This window comes from Nocardia sp. NPDC055050, assembly GCF_053608345.1.
Map to the genome: position 1 here is coordinate 1 of NZ_JBSGVG010000037.1, position 17,057 is coordinate 17,057.

Here is a 17,057-nt window from a genome sequence, read left to right on the forward strand (position 1 = left end):
AGGGCTTGGCCGCCCCGCCCCCCGGGGGGGGGCCGCGCGCCCCGGCAGACGTGCCTCTTCCCCCGCGGGGGTGGGGGGCGCCCCGCGCCCCCCCCAACGCTCAGTGCGGTTTGGTCACCAGCGTGCCGAACAGGGTGACCGAGATATGGATGTCGCCGCGGTCCGCGCCTGCCTGCAGGTCGGCGAGGAGTTGATCGCGATCGCTCGCGGTGATCGCCCCGCGCAGGGCGGCCAGGTCCGCGATGCGGCGCACCAGCGCTCCCGCGCCGACCGTTCGGTCCTGCACCAGTGCGTGTGAGCCGATCTCCTCGACCACCAGGCCGGTGCCGCTGAGCAGCCCCGGGAGGCGTCGGCCCGAGAGCGGATTGGTGGTCGAGGAGATCAGCGTGTCGATCACCGCGCTCACCACCCGGGGGCTGCCGGGATGCACGATCGCGGTCGCCCAGTCGCAGTCCACCACCACCGCGCGCCCACCGGGCCGCAGCACCCTGGCGATCTCGGCCGCCGCCCGCGCGGGTGCGGTGAGGTGCTGGAACACCCGTTCGCACAGCACCGCGTCGAAGGTATCGGTGCCGAACGGTAAGCCGTAGGCATCGCCGGAGACGAAGCTCGCGCTCGACCCGGACTCGATCGCGCGGCGCTGCGCCGAGGCGAGCAGATGCGGATCCGGCTCGACGCCGATCGCGGTGCCGTGGGGCCCGACTTCCTCGGCGAAGGTGAACACCTCCGATCCGGTGCCCGACCCGATGTCGAGCGCGCTCTCGCCGGGCCGCAGCGCCAGCGCGGTGTGACTCCAGGCGCCGAGCGCGCGCATACCGGGTTGGGTGACTTCCAGATCATGGGCGTCGATCAGCTGATCCCGGGCCGCTCGGTCGAAGCGGGCCGGGCGTGGGGTGTAGTCGGTCATTCGCACCGCCAGAGTGGGAGCAGTCCTCGTGAGCATGGACTCAGAGGCTACTGGTGAAATGTGTCACGATGAATGTATGACTCGCACGCTGTGCCTCGCGCAGGAATCCGAGGCCGACGAACTGCTCAGCACCGACGATTTCGCGTTGCTGCTGGGAATGCTGCTCGACCAGCAGTATCCGATGGAGCACGCGTTTCGTGGGCCGCGCAAACTCGCCGAGCGCATGGGCGGATTCGATCTGCGCCGCATCGCCGAAGCGGATCCGGCCGAATTCGAGGAACTCGCGGCCACCCCGCCGGCGATTCACCGTTATGGGCGGTCGATGGCGCGGCGGGCCCAAGCGCTCGCCCAGTATGTGATCGAGCACTATGACGGCCTACCTGCGCAGATCTGGACCGCGGGCGATCCCGACGGCGCGGAGGTGCTGCGCCGGTTGCAGGACCTGCCGGGGTTCGGGGCGCAGAAGGCGAAGATCTTCCTCGCATTGCTCGGAAAACAGCGGGGCGTGCAGCCCGACGGCTGGCGAAAAGCGGCCGGATCCTATGGCGACGACGGGTCGCGACGCTCGGTCGCCGACGTCGTCGATGCCGAAACATTGTCGGAAGTACGAGAATTCAAGAAGCAGGCCAAGGCGGCGGCCAAAGCCTCGAAATGAATTCCTAGTTAAGATCTAGCTGCTTTTTTCCCTCGTCACGAGGGTGGATCTGCTCGAAGCTTGCATCTCGAACAGCTCCACAACAGATGAGGGATTGGCAGTTTTATGAAGATGAGGAAGTTCGCCGTTGTCGCGGCGCTCCTGACCGTGGCTACGGGCATCACGGCAGGCACCGTGAACGCCGCGCCGGCCGAGGAAGCCGCCCCGATCAACTACACCGCCGAGGTCGTCGACGATTCGAAGGCCGTCATCACCACCGATGCCGGCTCGCTGGTCGAAGAGGACGGTGTCTTCAAGATCAAGGCCCCCAACGGCGCCACCCTCGCGGGCACCCCCCTGAGTTTCCGCCTCGACGAGTTCGAGCTGCCGATCGCGGCCGAGATCTCGGGCAACACCGCGACCCTGACCCCGCAGCTGGATCCGGCCAAGGCTGTCTACAAGCCGGTCGCGCTGCCCTACGAGGACAAGGCGCCGTGGAAGACCGAGTACGAGCGTGAGCAGGCCGCCTGGAGCCGTCTGACCTCCACCATCTCGCTGGGTGCCGCGATCGGCACCCTGGTCGGTGGCCTCGGCGGCGCCGCGCTCGGTTGCGTCGCGGGTGCGGCGGGCGGCCTGGTCGCCGGTGGCGTGCTCGGCGCGATCTTCGGCGCCCTCCCCGGCGGCATCGGCGGCTGCGTCGTCGGCGCCACCACGATCGGCGCCCTCGGCGTCATCCTGGGTCAGATCTTCATCACCGCCCCGGTGGCGATCGGTGCTGCGATCCAGTACTTCTCCACGATCTCCGCGCCCTTCAACGCGCCGGCCAAGTAAGTCCGACCGGATCGTCGAAACCCTCTGCGGGAACTCGGTTCCCGCAGAGGGTTTCCCCCGTTTGTACCCATTGCGCCTGTCGTGTGCCCCCGCTGACCTGCGGCGATGATGTGCCTCAGCGCACAATTCGCCGGTTTGGCTTGGATGGGTCGGGATTAGGTGTTAACTTGATTGTTATGTCCAGCAACCATCTCCCCGCCCAGCGGGTCACGTACGTGACCGCCGCTCTGGGCTTGCGGTTGCCGTTGACGCGCGAACTGTGTCGTTCCTGCTTCTGCAGCTGAGCCCTTCAGGTTCGCGAGCTGCCACGCCCCACGTGTAGGCAATCCCGTTGGGATAACGGGATTTTTGGCAAGGAACTTCATATGTCTGCTCCCATCATCGATCGCCCCGTCTCCCGGACGGGCGCCGGTCGCCCTCGTGTTTCCCGCCCCGTTGTGCCGCCGGAGCTGCGGCGTAGTGACAACCCCGCCGCAGCGGTGCTGCGTACCGCGGCCTCCGGTCCGGTCTCGCGCGACAACGCCGCGCGAGCAACGGGTTTGAGTATCGCCACCGTCAATCGGCAAGTGGCGTCGCTGCTTTCGGCCGGACTGCTGCGTGAGCGGCCCGATCTGACCGCCGCGGGCGCGGTCGGCAGGCCGCGGGTGCCCTTCGAGATCGATCACGACGCCTACCTGACGCTGGGCATTCATATCGGCGCCGAGGCGACGAAGATCGTCGCCGCTGATCTGCGTGGCCGCATTCTCGGCGGGCTCGCCATCGCCACACCGCAGACCGGGCAGGAATTCGCGGTCACCACCGTCGCGCGCAGCGCCAAGGCGTTCCTGCAGCGGTGGCATCGGCGGACGCCGCTGTGGGCGGGTGTGGCCATCGGTGGGCGGGTGGATCCGCAGAGCGGTGTGGTCGACCATCCGAAGCTGGAATGGAAGGGTGCGCCGATCGGGCAGGTGCTCGGCGATGTGCTCGAGCTGCCGGTTTCCGTCGCGCCGCACGTCGAGGCGATGGCTGCCTCGGAGCTGCTGCTGCCCACCTTCGACGCGCGCAGGCCCGAGCCCGATACCGAACTTCCCGCTGCTCAGCACGGCAGCAGCCTCTACTTCTACGTCCGTGAGACCGCGGGCATCGCCGTCACCCTCGACGGCCGGGTACACACCCCGAGCAACGGGCCTGGGTCGATCGCGCATCTGCCGACGGGCTCCGATGTGCAGTGCACGTGCGGCCGGCGTGGATGCTTGGAAGTGACCGTCGGTGATCGGGCCCTGCAGGCGCGGGCTGTCGGCCGTGGAATCATCCCGGCGCACAACGGGACTGCCGGGACCACGATCAATGATCTGTATCGGGCGGCCGAGTCCGGGTCCGAATCGGCGCGGGAACTGCTCGCCGAGCGGGCGACGATGCTCGGACAGACTGTCGCGCTGGTTCGCGACATGCTCAACCCGGATCGAGTTGTGCTGGGCGGTCAGGCGTTCACGGGGTACCGGCCCGCGCTGGGGCATGTGGCTCGCTCGTTTTCGCAGAGCACGCAGTTGGCGGCCACCGATATCCGGATCAGTGGATTCGGGGGGAAGGTCCAGGAGTTCGCGGCGGTGGTTACTTCGCTGAGCGCGCTGTACGCGGACCCGTTGGCGGCCATCCGCCGGGTGTGAGAGCCGAGAAAGGCCCTGCGACTCTTCATGAGTGGCAGGGCCTTTTCGTATGCCGGGTCGCTCAGCGCGGGTTGAAGGCGCCTTCCAGTGCGGTGATGAAGAACGGGAACTGGGCGGCGAAGCGGTGGAGGTTGGGGTCTCGGTCGTAGCCGGCGAACCAGTAGAGGCCGGGTTGGGAGTCGGCTGCGGGGTTCATGTCGCGGAAGGTGCGGATCCAGTTGTCCGCTCGGCCGCTGATCACCGTGTAGGGGAGGGCGCGGGAGAAGATCGTCTCCTGGTCGATGGGCGGGATCCGGTCGCGTACGACGGTGTCGAGACCACGGTGCATCGCGCGGATTCGGCCTGCGACGGTGTCGCCGAGTGGGGTTCGGGTGGGGAGGTAGTTGGGGAGCAGCATCGCCGCTCCGCCTGCCAGGGCGATGGCGACGCCGACCAGGGCGTGTCCCGCGGTCAGGGCGAGGGTGACCGTGATGATCAGGCCGAGGGCGATCAGGGCGGCGCCGATCCAGCCGGGGAGCGCGCGCTGTTTCGGGTCGGCGAAGGCGCCGGTGGCGACGGCGTCGTTGCGCATGGCGGCGCGGATCGGGTCCAGTTGCAGGCGGCCGGGGGCGCGCAGTTCGCGGACGGCGACGGTGTCGGTGCCTTCGGGCAGCAGCATGTCGTAGACGGTGCGCTCGTATTCGCGCAGCTGGTCGTCGGGGGCGTTGACGCGGCTGATGCGCCAATCGTCTTCGCCCCGCGCGTTCACGGGGGTGATCCACAGGTAGCGCCGGACGGCGAGATCGACGACGGTGGCGGCGATGTCGACCGGATCGGCGTGTTCGTCGATGATCAGGCCGGCCTCGCCGGGGAGCACGCCGTCGGGGGAGGTGAACTCGACGCGGCCTGCCTGCTGGATCAGCGGATCGAAGGTATCGCTACCCGCCACCGCGGCGGCAGCCCGCTTCCGCGCCAGCAGTACGTAGGCGATCATGCCCGCCAGCGCGAGCAGGAAGGCGCCGAAGGCCGCGAGCACGGGGGTGGTGAAGGCGAACGGGCCCGTACCGCCGCCGCGCACATCGGCATTCGCGGGCACGGTGCCGGGCGGCATCTGCAAGGTGAGGTCGATGGCATCGCCCTTGCGCAGGTCGGTCTGGTGCAGATACAGCACGCCGTCGGGTTCGGTGTGGACATCGGCGCACGGCTTGGCATTGCCCGCGGAGCCGAGTTTGCAGTCGACGATGCCCATTTGGAAGCTCGGGCTGATCACCGAGACGTCGAGCACGGCGATATCGGCGTTGAGCACGCCCAGCCAGTGGAACACCTGCGTGCCCGGCATGTCGGAGACGGTGTTGTGCACCGTATACGTGAACTTCGATTCGCCCGGCTTCGCCTCGACGACGAACTGGTCGTTGACAGTGGTGGCGGTGCCCGTACCGCTCGCGGTCACATCGGTGACCTTGAAGACCCGTTCCACGTCGTCACCGACCTTGAGGCGCAACGGCAGCGACATCGTGAAATTTCCGTCGGCGGGTACCGCGACAGTTTCGATGACTTCGAGCACACCGGTTTCGGTGAGCGTGAGGTCGGCGGTGATCGAAACACCGGAGGTGGAGGGCTCCGTATGGGCTACCGGCGCGGCCACGAGCAAACCCGCCGCAGCGAGCAGCAGCGCGCCAGCGGCGCCCCCCCGAAAAGTCAGCATGGGTGCTTACTCTAGACAGCTTGCTATTCTGCGTCAGCGGCTGTCGACGACTCATGAGACGAGGGGGGTACGGGGGAGTGACTCAACCACCGTACGGTTATGGGCCGAACGGCCCAGGTGGACGACCGGTTCCACCACCCCCCGGCTATGGTCCGCCCCCGGGATACCGGCCACAACCGGGATATGGGCAGCCGGGTTATCCACAGCCGCAGGGCTATCCACAGGGTTATGGGCAGCGTCCGGCGTATGGTCCGCCGCCGGGTTACCGCCCGCCGCCGATGCCCTACGGGCCGCCGGGCAGGCCGACTCCGCCGCCGCGTAAGCGGGGCGGTGGCTTCACCTCGGCAATCCTGGTCGTCATCTTCCTGCTGGTCGGCGGGCTGGTGAAGTACGCCGTCAATACCGGCGTCGACCTCGGGATCGGCGCGATCGGTCCGAAACCGACCACTACCTATACCCCGCAGCCGGGGACCGCGCCCGCCGCGACCGGCGACAACCCGCTGCTCACCGACTCCGACGGCACCCTGGTCCCGGCATCGTGCAATTACGCGCCGTGGGGCACGCAGGTGGACAAGGCGCGCGCCTTCTTCGAGTCGGCCGCCAAGTGCCTCGAGTCGGCATGGAAACCGCTGCTGGCGGAGAACAATCTGCCCTTCGAGTCGCCGACGCTCAGCGTCACCGCGACCACCGACGGCATCACCACCCCGTGCACCGGGTCGACGAGCAACTTCGCCGCCTTCTACTGCCCGGCGAACAAGACCATCTACATGCCGATCAGCCAGCTGCAGACCGAGCAGTTCCGCGACAACTGGGTGGTGTACCTCTCGGTGTTCGCGCACGAGTACGGCCACCACGTGCAGGCCCAGTCGGGCATCCTGCGCAAGGCCAACAGCGAGCGCGTCGACGCGGGCGCCCGCTCGGCCAAGGGTCTGGAGCTCTCGCGCCGAGTCGAGTTGCAGGCCAACTGCTTCGACGGCATGTTCATCGCCTCCTCGAAGGGCGGTGGTTCGCTGACCTCCTCGCAGGTCACGGTCGCCACCAAGGATTCCTACGGCCGCGGTGACGGCCCCGGCGACATGCGCGACCACGGCACCGCCGAGCACGGTGGCCAGTGGTTCGAAACCGGCCTGGACCGCAACCTCACGGCCCAGTGCAACACCTTCACCGTCGCTGCGAGCGAAGTGAACTGAGGCACCCCGCCTCTCCGCGCCTGCCGGGCTCGGGCGCCACACCGGTAGCGTGAGCGGCCGACGGCGGGGCGCGGGGTGAGTCAGCCCGTTCCCGGTGAGTTACCCATATCCGCGCGTGACCAGTTGTCAGGTGATTTCATGTATCCCCCGCCTCCTCCGCAGCCGCCGTACGGTAGGCCCCTGCCGCCACCGTATGGCGGGCAGATGCCGCCGTATGGGGGACAGATGCCGCCTTACGGACACCCGGCGATGCCGCCTTACGGCAGACCGTTGCCGCCGCCTTACGGCTATGCGCCGCAGGGGTATCCGCCGCCGCGTCGGGGTGGTTCGGGTGCGGTCGGTGCGGTGTTGACGGTGTTGACCGTGTTCGGGGTCATCGGGTTGCTGGTCGCCGCGGTGGCCCTGTCCGATCAGAGCTCGCCGGGCTCGGTCGCCAAGACGACGCCGCCGAGTTTCACCTACAGCTCGAATTCGCCGGTGCCGACCACGAATCCGACGACAGCGCGCGCTACGACCACCGCGCGCACCACGGCGCCGACAACGACCAAACCGGCGGGGCCGCAACCTGTTATCGCCCTCGGTCAGCATCCGCTGTTCAGCAACGACGACGCGGGCCTGACGAACATGGACTGCGATCTGCCGCGCTGGTCGACCGCCGCGGCGGTGGCCAAGGCGTTCTTCGCGGCGGCTCAGGTGTGCCTCGATCAGATGTGGCGATCGAATCTGACCGCCGCGAATCTGCCGTTCCAGAGCCCGGGTCTGGTTGTCGCGGAACAGCCGTCGCAGCTGTCGTCGCCGTGTGGTGGTTCAACCAGCGACGCGTTCTACTGCAGTGCCTCGAGCACCATCTACATGTCGACGGAGGGGTTGGTGCTGCACAACACCCCGTATCCGCCGATGGAGGCGCTGTCGGTCTACGCCCACGAATACGGTCACCACATCCAGGGGCTCACCGGCCTGATGCAGGCCTCGTCGAACCAGCGTCGCGAGCAGGGCACGATGTCGGCGGGCGGGCTGGAGACCTCGCGTCGAATGGAGCTGCAGGCCAGCTGTTTCGGCGGCATGTACATCGGTTCGTCGGAAGCAGGCGGTTCGTGGACCTCGCAGGAGGGCTACGCCGCGGTGAAGCACAACTACAACCGCGGTGACGGCGACGGCCGCCACCGCGATCACGGCACCCCGGACCACAACGGCAACTGGTACAACCAGGGCTACTCGAAGAACCGCAATTTCGAATGCAACACCTGGTTGGCACCAGCCGACGAGGTCAGTTAGTTGCCGTAGTGGCCCTCGCCGAAGCGGCGGGGCGAGGAGCCGTGCACCCCTTCGGCGTAGGCGGTTTCGGCGTGGAGGGCGAAGTCGATGCCCGCTGTTTCGTCTTCCTTGCTCACCCGGAAGCCGATGATCTTGTCGATGCCCTTGCCGAGCACCCACGAGACCGCGAAGGCGTAGGCCGCGACCACCAGGACCGCGACGAGCTGCTTGCCGAGCTGGGCGAGGCCGCCGCCGTAGAGCAGCCCGTTCACGCCGCCGGTCATCACCTGGGTGGCCAGCAGGCCGATCAGGACCGTGCCCACGATGCCGCCTACGAAGTGCACGCCGACCACGTCGAGCGAATCGTCATAGCCCGCTTTGTGTTTCCAGCCGACCGCGAACGAACACACCACGCCGGCGGCCAAGCCGACCAGCACCGCGCCGAGGGTGTTCACCACGCCGCAGGACGGGGTGATCGCGACCAGACCGGCCACCGCGCCCGAAGCCGCACCGAACGTGGTGGGCCTGCCGTCGCGGATCTGTTCGACGATGAGCCAGCCGAGCATGCCGAGACTGCCCGCGACCAGGGTGTTCAGGAAGACAGCCGCCGCGGTGCCGGTGGCGCCCAGCGCGGAGCCCGCGTTGAAACCGAACCAGCCGAACCACAGCAGACCGGCGCCGAGCAGCACGAACGGCAGGTTGTGCGGACGCATCGCATCGATGTTGAAACCGATGCGCGGTCCGAGGACCAGCGCCAAGGCGAGGGCGGAAGCGCCGGAGGCGATCTCGACCACCAGCCCGCCCGCGTAGTCGAGCGCGCCGAAGTTCAGCAGCCAGCCGTCCGGTCCCCACACCCAGTGCGCGATCGGCGCGTACACCGCCAGCGTCCACAGCGGAACGAACACCATCCAGCCCGCGAACTTGGCACGGTCGGCGATGGCGCCGGAGACCAGGGCGGCGGTCAGGATCGCGAACGTCAGCTGGAAGGTGACGAACAGCAGCTCCGGAATGGTGCCGCGGACGGAGTCGGGATTGATCCCGGCCAGCCCGAGATGCTCGAGATCGCCGATCAGACCACCACCCGCGTCGTCGCCGAACGCGAGGCTGTAGCCGGCGACCAGCCAGACCACGGTGACCAGCGGGATCGCGATGAAGCTCATCATCAGCATGTTCAGCACGCCGGTCGAGCGCACCATCCCGCCGTAGAACACGGCCAGTGCGGGCGTCATCAACAGCACCATGGCGGTGGCCGCGAGTAGCCAAGCAGTGGCCGCCGGGTCGATCGTTGCGGGCACGGTAACTCCTTTCACGCGTGGATGCGTTGCGAGAAAGTTACCGAACACTCACCACGGATGGCGGCGCTAGCCCCGGTTTTCCTTGGCCAGCGCCCGCACGCCGCGCTTGCCGGGAACGGGCAGGTCATCGCCGTCGGCGAGCCACTCGGCAGTGGTGAGCCAGCGGCGCTGGGCATGCGCGTCGGCCACGTCGAAGAACAGGCGGCGGCCGCGATCGTCGCGCGCGTCGCGGGCGAGCACCGCCCAGCTCGGCGGCTTGCCCCGGTCGGTGGTGTGTTCCACGACGAAGCCCGCGACCAGCTTGCCGATCATGTTGACCGGCTTCTGCGAGACCCGGTTGCCGTATTTGGTGGTGTGCCAGCGCCGCGCCGGGCACAGTGAACCGGGGCTCGCGTTCGAGGCGATCCAGCCCGCGCGCTGCGCTCGTTCGATCAGCCACAGATGCTTGACCGCCGACGGCGCGATCTCACCCACCCGTTCGGCGATGAGCGTGCAGACCTCGGCATCGGCGAGGATATCGCGCCTGGTGGGGCCGATATCGTGGTCGGTCCAGTGCGCCGCGGCGAGGCGGGCCAGCACGCGCCCGAACTCGTCGATGCTGCGCTGGGCGCGACGGCCGAGCCGCTCGATCCGCTCGGCCTCGCGGCGCATCTCGTTCTGCGCGGTGAGCGTGCGAATGGCCGCCATCGTCGGCACCTGCCCGCGTTCGAGCAGTTGCAGGATGGCGTCGGCGGTCGCCGGGTCGGCTGCGGCAGCGACGGGTAACGAGTCGCGTTTGATGTCGAAGTCTTGTGGGCTGATCGCCCGGCTCAGTAGCCCGACTGCGGCGTTGTCGCCGGCGAAGTCGGTGTGGGCGAGCCAGGCGGTTGCGATGTCATCACACGACAGCACGGTGAAACGTTCCTCCGGTCGGTGCGGTGGGGGAGCGATCGGTGCGCGAAGGTTGTGCCCCGGTCGGGATGAGGGACCGGCCGGGGTCACCAACCTGATGAAGGTTTGGCCACCGAAGTTGCCGAGATCCACGGTAGCCAGGCACTTGCGCCGCTGTCACGACCGTTCATTGTTTCGTTACATCCGGTAAGGGGCCGTCAATCGGGGAATTGGTTTGGATTGCCGTGGCAACCAGTATCAACAGACTGTTCGATGGCGGATTCGCCACGTACTCGGCAGTCGATAGCTCAGCTGTTGCGCCTAGCGGCACGCTTTGCACCTACGCTCCATACCGCGAAATTCAATGTGATTTAGATCACATCATTATCAAGGCTTCGTTACCGCGCGCGGGTACAGTGCCAGCCGCCGATAAACCCTGTCGGACACTCTCGGTAGCCTGTGGGTCGTGGCTCTGTACCGGAAGTATCGACCGGCGACATTCGCAGAAGTAGTGGGTCAGGAGCACGTCACCGACCCGCTGAGTACAGCGCTGGATACCGGACGGATCAGTCACGCGTATCTGTTCTCCGGGCCGCGTGGTTGCGGTAAGACGTCGTCCGCGCGCATCCTCGCGCGGTCGCTGAACTGCGTGGACGGGCCGACGTCGACCCCGTGTGGCACGTGCTCGTCGTGTGTGGCGCTCGGGCCGGGCGGCTCGGGCAATCTCGACGTGATCGAACTCGACGCGGCCAGTCACGGTGGTGTCGACGACACCCGCGAGCTGCGCGATCGCGCCTTCTACGCGCCCGCCGAGTCGCGCTACCGCGTGTTCATCGTCGACGAGGCGCACATGGTCACCACGGCCGGTTTCAACGCGCTGCTCAAGATCGTCGAGGAACCGCCCGCCCACCTGATCTTCATCTTCGCCACCACCGAGCCGGACAAGGTGCTGCCGACGATTCGCTCACGCACGCACCACTATCCGTTCCGGCTCCTGCCGCCCGCCACCATGCGCGGACTGCTCGGCAAGATCTGCGAGCAGGAGCACGTACCGGTGGAGGAGGCGGTGTACCCGCTGGTCATCCGGGCCGGTGGTGGTTCGCCGCGCGACAGCCTGAGCGTGCTCGACCAGCTGCTGGCCGGCGCCGGGCCGGACGGTGTCACCTACCCGCGCGCGGTCTCGCTGCTCGGCGTCACCGATGTGGCGCTGATCGACGACGCCATCGACGCGCTGGCCGCCGATGATGGTGCGGCCCTGTTCAACACGGTCGATTCGGTGATGGAAGCGGGCCACGACCCGCGCCGGTTCGCCGTCGACCTGCTCGAACGGCTGCGCGACCTGATCCTGCTGCGCGCGGTCCCCGATGCCGCCGACCGCGGCCTGGTCTCCGGTCCAGGCGACGTCCTGGAAAGAATGCGTGACCAGGCCGAACGTCTGGGCCCCGCCACCCTCACCCGCTACGCCGAACTCCTGCACGAGGGCCTCGGTGAAATGCGCGGCGCCACCGCCCCGCGCCTGCTCCTCGAAGTGATCTGCGCCCGCATGCTCCTGCCGTCGGTGTCCGACGCCGAGTCGGCCACCCTGCAACGGCTGGAACGGCTGGAACGCGGATTCGCGAGCGGATCGGCCCCCGCGCCCGCCCGCCCGGGGCCTGCGGCGGGTGAGTCACCCGCCGAACGCCCGGCCGTCCCGGCCTCCCGTGGCCGCCGCGGTGCGGAACTCCTCGCCGCCGCGCGCGCCGAGAAGGAAGCGGCGACCAGCGGATCGTCGGCATCCGGCGCCGCGAGCCCTGCTGTCGCGGAACAGAAGACCGCGGCCCCGGCCACACCGCCGGCACCCGTGACGTCCGCACCGGGTGTGTCCCCGAGAGTGTCTGCACCCGGTTCGCCGACCGCACCGCACGCAGCGGCCACGCCGGCTGCACCGCAAGCCCCTGTGACGTCCGCACCGAGTGTGTCCCCGACAGTGTCTGCGCCCAGTGCGCCGACCGCACCGCAAGCATCGGCCACACCGGCTGCACCGCAAGCGCCGACCGCACCGCCCGAGCAGGCAGCGCCGACGGCACAGTCGGCACCGACCGCATCACCCGAGCAGGCAGCGCCGACGGCACCGCCCGCGCAACTCGAGCCCTCCGCGCCGCCCATCGATTCCGGGCACAGTGCCGTTGACATCTCGTCGGAAAGAGTCGCTTCCCAGCGGCTCGCGGCAGATTCTCCCGAGGTCGAGGCGACCCGTCTGACCGGCAGCGGCTCGCGCGCAGCCGACATCGACTCGATTCCGGAAGCGGTAGCACCGCAGGTGGATTCGCCGGTTCAGCCGGAACCCGAACTGGGTGAAGCCGAAGCGCCGTCGCGGGTCGAGACTGCTTCTGCACAGGTGGAGCCGCCGGTCGGCGCGGCACCCACCGAGGATCTGGTCGGGATCGTCGATGCCGCGTGGCCGGAGATCAAGGGCAGGGTGCGGGAGTTCGGGGCTACCTTGCAGGCGCTGTTGTCGGGGGCGGCGGTGTCGCGGGTCGAGGGCGAGGTGATCGTTTTCGCGCATCCGGCCGCGCCGTTGGCGCAGCGGTTGTCCGATCTGCGCAATATCGAAGCAGTGCGTTCGGCGGTGCGGGCCGTGCTCGGGCGTGAACTGGATGTGCGCTGGGAGACCGGTGCGCCCGCGCCGCGACCCGCGCCCGCCGCCAAGGCCGGGCCCGCGCGGGGGCCGGGAAATCCGGAGGGTAAGCCCGCGGGACGCCCCAAGTTCTCGCGGCCGAGCCAGGCGGCGGGCAACCAGTCGCCGAACCGGGCGAACCGGCCGTCCGACGACGACATTCCGCCGCCGGATTTCCCTGACCTCCCCGACGACCCCGGCCCGGACGAGGGGTCCGAGTCCCGGTCCGGTGGCGATTCCGCGCGCAGCGCCGCCGTTCTCGCCCCGCCGACCCCGGAGGAAGAACGGGAGATGCTGGCCGCCGCCGCGGTGCCGGTGGCTCCCGGTGACCGTCAAGACCCGGACGAGGTCGCGCTGGCGTTGCTACGTGAACAGTTCGGAGCAAAGAGTCTGGATGGTTGACAGCCACCGTCCGTACCGCGTTAAGTTAACCGGAGTTCGCACACCACGGTAGTATGAACGGGTGGCCGGTTTCACCGGATGAGCATGGTTCTATGCTCCGCTGGTGTTTGCCGGGATTTGTACGGCGTCGAGACAATTGGTCGTGGCGTTCGTGCGGCCACCGCACCCCAAGGAAGGAAACACTCCGATATGACCACAGAGGCCTACATCTACGAGGCCATCCGCACTCCGCGCGGCCGCGGCAAGAAGAACGGCTCGCTGCACTCGGTCAAGCCGATCGATCTGACTGTTGGTCTGATCCAGGAGCTGCGTGGCCGCTTCCCGAACCTCGACGAGGACCAGATCTCGGACCTCATCCTCGGCGTGGTCACCCCCGTCGGTGACCAGGGCATGGACATCGCCCGCACCGCGGTCACCATCGCCGGCCTGCCCGACACCGTCGGTGGCTTCCAGCTCAACCGCTTCTGTGCTTCCGGCCTCGAGGCCGTGAACCTGGCTGCGCAGAAGGTTCGCTCCGGCTTCGACGACCTCGTCATCGCCGGTGGCGTCGAGTCGATGTCGCGCGTACCGATGGGCTCCGACGGCGGCTCCTGGGCGCTCGACCCGGCCACCAACTACGACGGCTACTTCGTGCCCCAGGGCATCTCGGCCGACCTGATCGCCACCATCGAGGGCTTCACCCGCGATGACGTCGACGCCTACGCGGTGCGCTCGCAGGACCTGGCCGCCGCGGCGACCACCGGCGGCTACTTCGCCAAGTCGATCGTCCCGGTCAAGGACATCAACGGCCTGGTCGTGCTCGACAACGACGAGCACATGCGTCCCGGCACCACCGCCGCCGACCTCGGCAAGCTGAACCCGGCCTTCGCCGGCATCGGTGAGATGGGTGGCTTCGACGCCGTCGCGCTGCAGAAGTTCACCTACATCGAGAAGATCAACCACGTCCACCACGGTGGCAACAGCTCGGGCATCGTCGACGGCGCCGCCCTGCTGCTGATCGGTTCCGAAGAGGCGGGCAAGAACTCGGGTCTGACCCCGCGTGCCCGCGTCGTCGCGACCGCCACCTCCGGTGCGGACTCCACCATCATGCTCACCGGTCCCACCCCGGCCGCCAAGAAGGCGCTGGCCAAGGCCGGTCTGACGATCGAGGACATGGACCTCGTCGAGATCAACGAGGCCTTCGCCTCCGTGGTGCTGAAGTTCCAGAAGGACCTGAACGTCCCGGACGAGAAGCTGAACGTCAACGGTGGCGCGATCGCGATGGGCCACCCGCTGGGTGCCACCGGCGCGATGATCACCGGCACGGTGCTCGACGAGCTGGAGCGTCGCAACGCGCGCTACGGCCTGATCACCCTGTGCATCGGCGGCGGCATGGGCGTCGCCACCATCATCGAGCGCGTCTGAGCTCCGGCCGACTTTCACTTCTCATAGGAGAGAACGAAAAACTATGACTGACAACATCATCGGCTGGGAGAAGGACGCCGACGGCGTGGTCGTCCTCACTATCGACGACCCCAGCCAGGGCGCCAACACCATGAACGACGCGTACCTCGCGTCGATGAACGCCACCGTCGACCGCCTCGAGGCGGAGAAGGACGACATCACCGGTGTGGTCATCACCTCCGGCAAGAAGACCTTCTTCGCCGGCGGCGACCTGAAGAACATGATGAAGGTCGGCCCGGACAACGCGGCCGAGGTCGTCAAGATGGTCACCGACGTGAAGGCCCCGCTGCGTCGCCTCGAGCAGCTCGGCAAGCCGGTCGTCGCCGCTATCAACGGCGCTGCCCTCGGTGGCGGCCTGGAGATCGCGCTGGCCACCCACTACCGCATCGCGGCCGACGTCAAGGGTTCGGCCATCGGCCTGCCCGAGGTCTCCCTGGGCCTGCTGCCCGGTGGCGGCGGCGTGACCCGCACCGTGCGCATGCTCGGTCTGCAGAACGCGCTGATGCAGGTGCTGCTGCAGGGCCAGCGTCACCGCGTCACCAAGGCCAAGGAAATCGGCCTGATCGACGAGGTCGTCGCCACGGTCGAGGAACTGATCCCCGCCGCCAAGGTGTGGATCGCGGCCAACCCCGAAGCGGCGCAGCCGTGGGACAAGAAGGGCTACCGGATCCCCGGCGGCACCCCGTCCACCCCGGCCTTCGCGGCGAACCTGCCCGCGTTCCCGGCCAACCTGCGCAAGCAGATCAAGGGCACCAACATGCCCGCCCCGCGCGCCATCATGGCCGCGGCGGTCGAGGGTGCGCAGGTCGACATCGACAACGCGCTGACCATCGAGGGCCGTTACTTCACGAGCCTGCTGACCGGTCCGGTCGCGAAGAACATGATCCAGGCGTTCTTCTTCGACCTCAACCACATCAACGGTGGCGGCTCGCGTCCGTCCGTCGAGGATGTGCCCAAGCGTGAGATCAAGAAGATCGGTGTCGTCGGCGCCGGCATGATGGGCGCGGGCATCGCCTACGTCTCCGCCAAGGCCGGCTACGACGTCGTCCTCAAGGACGTCGAGCTCGCCAACGCCGTCAAGGGCAAGGGCTACGCCGAGGCCATCGAGGCCAAGGCTCTCTCGCGTGGCAAGACCACCCAGGAGAAGTCCGACGCGCTGCTGGCTCGCATCACCCCGACCGCGGACGCCGCCGACTTCAAGGGCGTCGACTTCGTGATCGAGGCCGTGTTCGAGAACCCGGACCTCAAGAACAAGGTCTTCCAGGAGATCGAGGACATCGTCGACGCCGATGCCCTGCTCGGCTCGAACACCTCGACCCTGCCGATCACCCTGCTCGCCAACGGTGTGAAGCGCTCCGAGGACTTCATCGGTATCCACTTCTTCTCCCCCGTGGACAAGATGCCGCTGGTGGAGATCATCAAGGGCGAGAAGACCTCCGACGAGGCGCTGGCCCGGGTGTACGACTACACCCTCGCCATCAAGAAGACCCCGATCGTCGTCAACGACAGCCGTGGCTTCTTCACCTCGCGCGTGATCGGTACCTTCATCAACGAGGCCATCTCCATGGTCGCCGAGGGTGTCGACCCGGCCACTGTCGAGCAGGCCGGTCTGCAGGCGGGCTACCCGGCCGCGCCGCTGAAGCTCAGCGACGAGCTGAACTTCACCACCATGCAGAAGATCTACAAGGAGACCTCCGAGGCCATCCTTGCTGCCGGTGGTGAGCTCAACGCCGCGTCCGCGAAGACCGCCGAGGTCCTCAACACCCTGATCGACAAGTACGACCGCAAGGGCAAGCTGGGCGGCGCGGGCTTCTACGAGTACGTCGACGGCAAGGCCACCGGCCTGTGGGACGAGCTGCGCGAGATCTTCAGCTCGAGCCGTGAGCTCCCGGAGGGTGTCACCTTCCAGGACCTCAAGGACCGGATGATGTTCGCCGAGTCCATCGAGACCCAGAAGTGCTTCGACGAAGGCGTGCTCACCAGCACCGCCGACGCGAACATCGGCTCGATCTTCGGCATCGGCTTCCCGGCCTGGTCGGGTGGCTCGCACCAGTTCATCGTCGGCTACCCCGGTGGCCAGGAGGCCTTCGTGGCCCGCGCCGACGAGCTGGCCGCGAAGTTCGGCCCGCGTTTCGAGGTCCCGGCCTCGCTGCGCAAGTAAGTCGGTAGTTCCCGGTTTCGCACCGGGTCGGCGCCCGTCACCTCTATGAGGTGGCGGGCGTTCGCCGTTGTCGGGGCAGTCAAG

At 68.0% G+C, this 17,057-nt stretch carries 12 protein-coding genes; 8 read left to right on the forward strand and 4 right to left on the reverse strand.

Translation table 11 applies throughout. The features are described 5' to 3' along the window. Positions 1-100: 100 nt before the first annotated feature. Complete coding sequence (locus ACWGCN_RS28495) at positions 101-907, reverse strand: methyltransferase domain-containing protein (protein WP_452460491.1); 807 nt, start codon at positions 905-907, stop codon at positions 101-103. 76 nt (positions 908-983) lie between these two features. Between ACWGCN_RS28495 and ACWGCN_RS28500 the strand changes: the two genes are divergently transcribed. From ACWGCN_RS28500 to ACWGCN_RS28510, 3 genes are all read left to right on the forward strand, one after another. After that, the gene (locus ACWGCN_RS28500; protein WP_378994424.1) at positions 984-1,562 is read left to right on the forward strand and encodes an HhH-GPD-type base excision DNA repair protein; all 579 of its coding nucleotides are present in this window, start codon (positions 984-986) and stop codon (positions 1,560-1,562) included. Between the two features lie 105 nt (positions 1,563-1,667). After that, the gene (locus ACWGCN_RS28505) at positions 1,668-2,372 is read left to right on the forward strand and encodes a hypothetical protein (protein ID WP_378638579.1); all 705 of its coding nucleotides are present in this window, start codon (positions 1,668-1,670) and stop codon (positions 2,370-2,372) included. 365 nt (positions 2,373-2,737) lie between these two features. Further along, positions 2,738-4,018 carry an ROK family transcriptional regulator gene (locus ACWGCN_RS28510; protein ID WP_378994422.1) on the forward strand — a complete coding sequence of 427 codons (1,281 nt, stop codon included), beginning with the start codon at positions 2,738-2,740 and terminating at the stop codon, positions 4,016-4,018. 61 nt (positions 4,019-4,079) lie between these two features. Here ACWGCN_RS28510 and ACWGCN_RS28515 read toward each other — a convergent pair whose 3' ends face one another. Beyond that, complete coding sequence (locus ACWGCN_RS28515) at positions 4,080-5,702, reverse strand: DUF2207 family protein (RefSeq protein ID WP_452459958.1); 1,623 nt, start codon at positions 5,700-5,702, stop codon at positions 4,080-4,082. A 278-nt stretch (positions 5,703-5,980) separates the two neighbouring features. Between ACWGCN_RS28515 and ACWGCN_RS28520 the strand changes: the two genes are divergently transcribed. Together ACWGCN_RS28520 and ACWGCN_RS28525 are read left to right on the forward strand one after the other, a co-directional pair. Further along, positions 5,981-6,892 carry a neutral zinc metallopeptidase gene (locus tag ACWGCN_RS28520; protein WP_378994418.1) on the forward strand — a complete coding sequence of 304 codons (912 nt, stop codon included), beginning with the start codon at positions 5,981-5,983 and terminating at the stop codon, positions 6,890-6,892. 225 nt (positions 6,893-7,117) lie between these two features. After that, positions 7,118-8,167: a neutral zinc metallopeptidase gene (locus ACWGCN_RS28525; protein ID WP_378994416.1), complete on the forward strand. Its 1,050-nt coding sequence runs from the start codon at positions 7,118-7,120 to the stop codon at positions 8,165-8,167. On the opposite strand, the gene ACWGCN_RS28530 is transcribed toward ACWGCN_RS28525, so the two are convergent. Beyond that, complete coding sequence (locus tag ACWGCN_RS28530; protein WP_378994414.1) at positions 8,164-9,441, reverse strand: ammonium transporter; 1,278 nt, start codon at positions 9,439-9,441, stop codon at positions 8,164-8,166. The genes ACWGCN_RS28525 and ACWGCN_RS28530 overlap by 4 nt on opposite strands. 66 nt (positions 9,442-9,507) lie before the next feature. Further along, a complete protein-coding gene (locus tag ACWGCN_RS28535; RefSeq protein ID WP_452452998.1) occupies positions 9,508-10,332 on the reverse strand; it encodes a hypothetical protein in 825 nt (274 codons plus the stop codon). A gap of 445 nt (positions 10,333-10,777) precedes the next feature. Here ACWGCN_RS28535 and ACWGCN_RS28540 point away from each other — a divergent pair, with 445 nt between their 5' ends. From ACWGCN_RS28540 to ACWGCN_RS28550, 3 genes are all read left to right on the forward strand, one after another. Further along, positions 10,778-13,369, forward strand: a complete 2,592-nt coding sequence (locus tag ACWGCN_RS28540) for a DNA polymerase III subunit gamma and tau (RefSeq protein ID WP_452459957.1) — start codon at positions 10,778-10,780, stop codon at positions 13,367-13,369. Positions 13,370-13,558: 189 nt separating this feature from the next. Continuing rightward, the gene (locus ACWGCN_RS28545) at positions 13,559-14,773 is read left to right on the forward strand and encodes an acetyl-CoA C-acetyltransferase (protein WP_379219863.1); all 1,215 of its coding nucleotides are present in this window, start codon (positions 13,559-13,561) and stop codon (positions 14,771-14,773) included. A gap of 43 nt (positions 14,774-14,816) precedes the next feature. Then, positions 14,817-16,973, forward strand: a complete 2,157-nt coding sequence (locus tag ACWGCN_RS28550) for a 3-hydroxyacyl-CoA dehydrogenase NAD-binding domain-containing protein (RefSeq protein ID WP_378994405.1) — start codon at positions 14,817-14,819, stop codon at positions 16,971-16,973. The last annotated feature ends 84 nt before the right edge of the window (positions 16,974-17,057 follow it).

Bases quoted from the DNA above. Each gene is read 5' to 3' on its own strand.
- ACWGCN_RS28495 (WP_452460491.1), bottom strand. From the start codon at position 907: ATGACCGACTACACCCCACGCCCGGCCCGCTTCGACCGAGCGGCCCGG.
- ACWGCN_RS28500 (WP_378994424.1), top strand. From the start codon at position 984: ATGACTCGCACGCTGTGCCTCGCGCAGGAATCCGAGGCCGACGAACTG.
- ACWGCN_RS28505 (WP_378638579.1), top strand. From the start codon at position 1,668: ATGAAGATGAGGAAGTTCGCCGTTGTCGCGGCGCTCCTGACCGTGGCT.
- ACWGCN_RS28510 (WP_378994422.1), top strand. From the start codon at position 2,738: ATGTCTGCTCCCATCATCGATCGCCCCGTCTCCCGGACGGGCGCCGGT.
- ACWGCN_RS28515 (WP_452459958.1), bottom strand. From the start codon at position 5,702: ATGCTGACTTTTCGGGGGGGCGCCGCTGGCGCGCTGCTGCTCGCTGCG.
- ACWGCN_RS28520 (WP_378994418.1), top strand. From the start codon at position 5,981: ATGCCCTACGGGCCGCCGGGCAGGCCGACTCCGCCGCCGCGTAAGCGG.
- ACWGCN_RS28525 (WP_378994416.1), top strand. From the start codon at position 7,118: ATGCCGCCTTACGGACACCCGGCGATGCCGCCTTACGGCAGACCGTTG.
- ACWGCN_RS28545 (WP_379219863.1), top strand. From the start codon at position 13,559: ATGACCACAGAGGCCTACATCTACGAGGCCATCCGCACTCCGCGCGGC.
- ACWGCN_RS28550 (WP_378994405.1), top strand. From the start codon at position 14,817: ATGACTGACAACATCATCGGCTGGGAGAAGGACGCCGACGGCGTGGTC.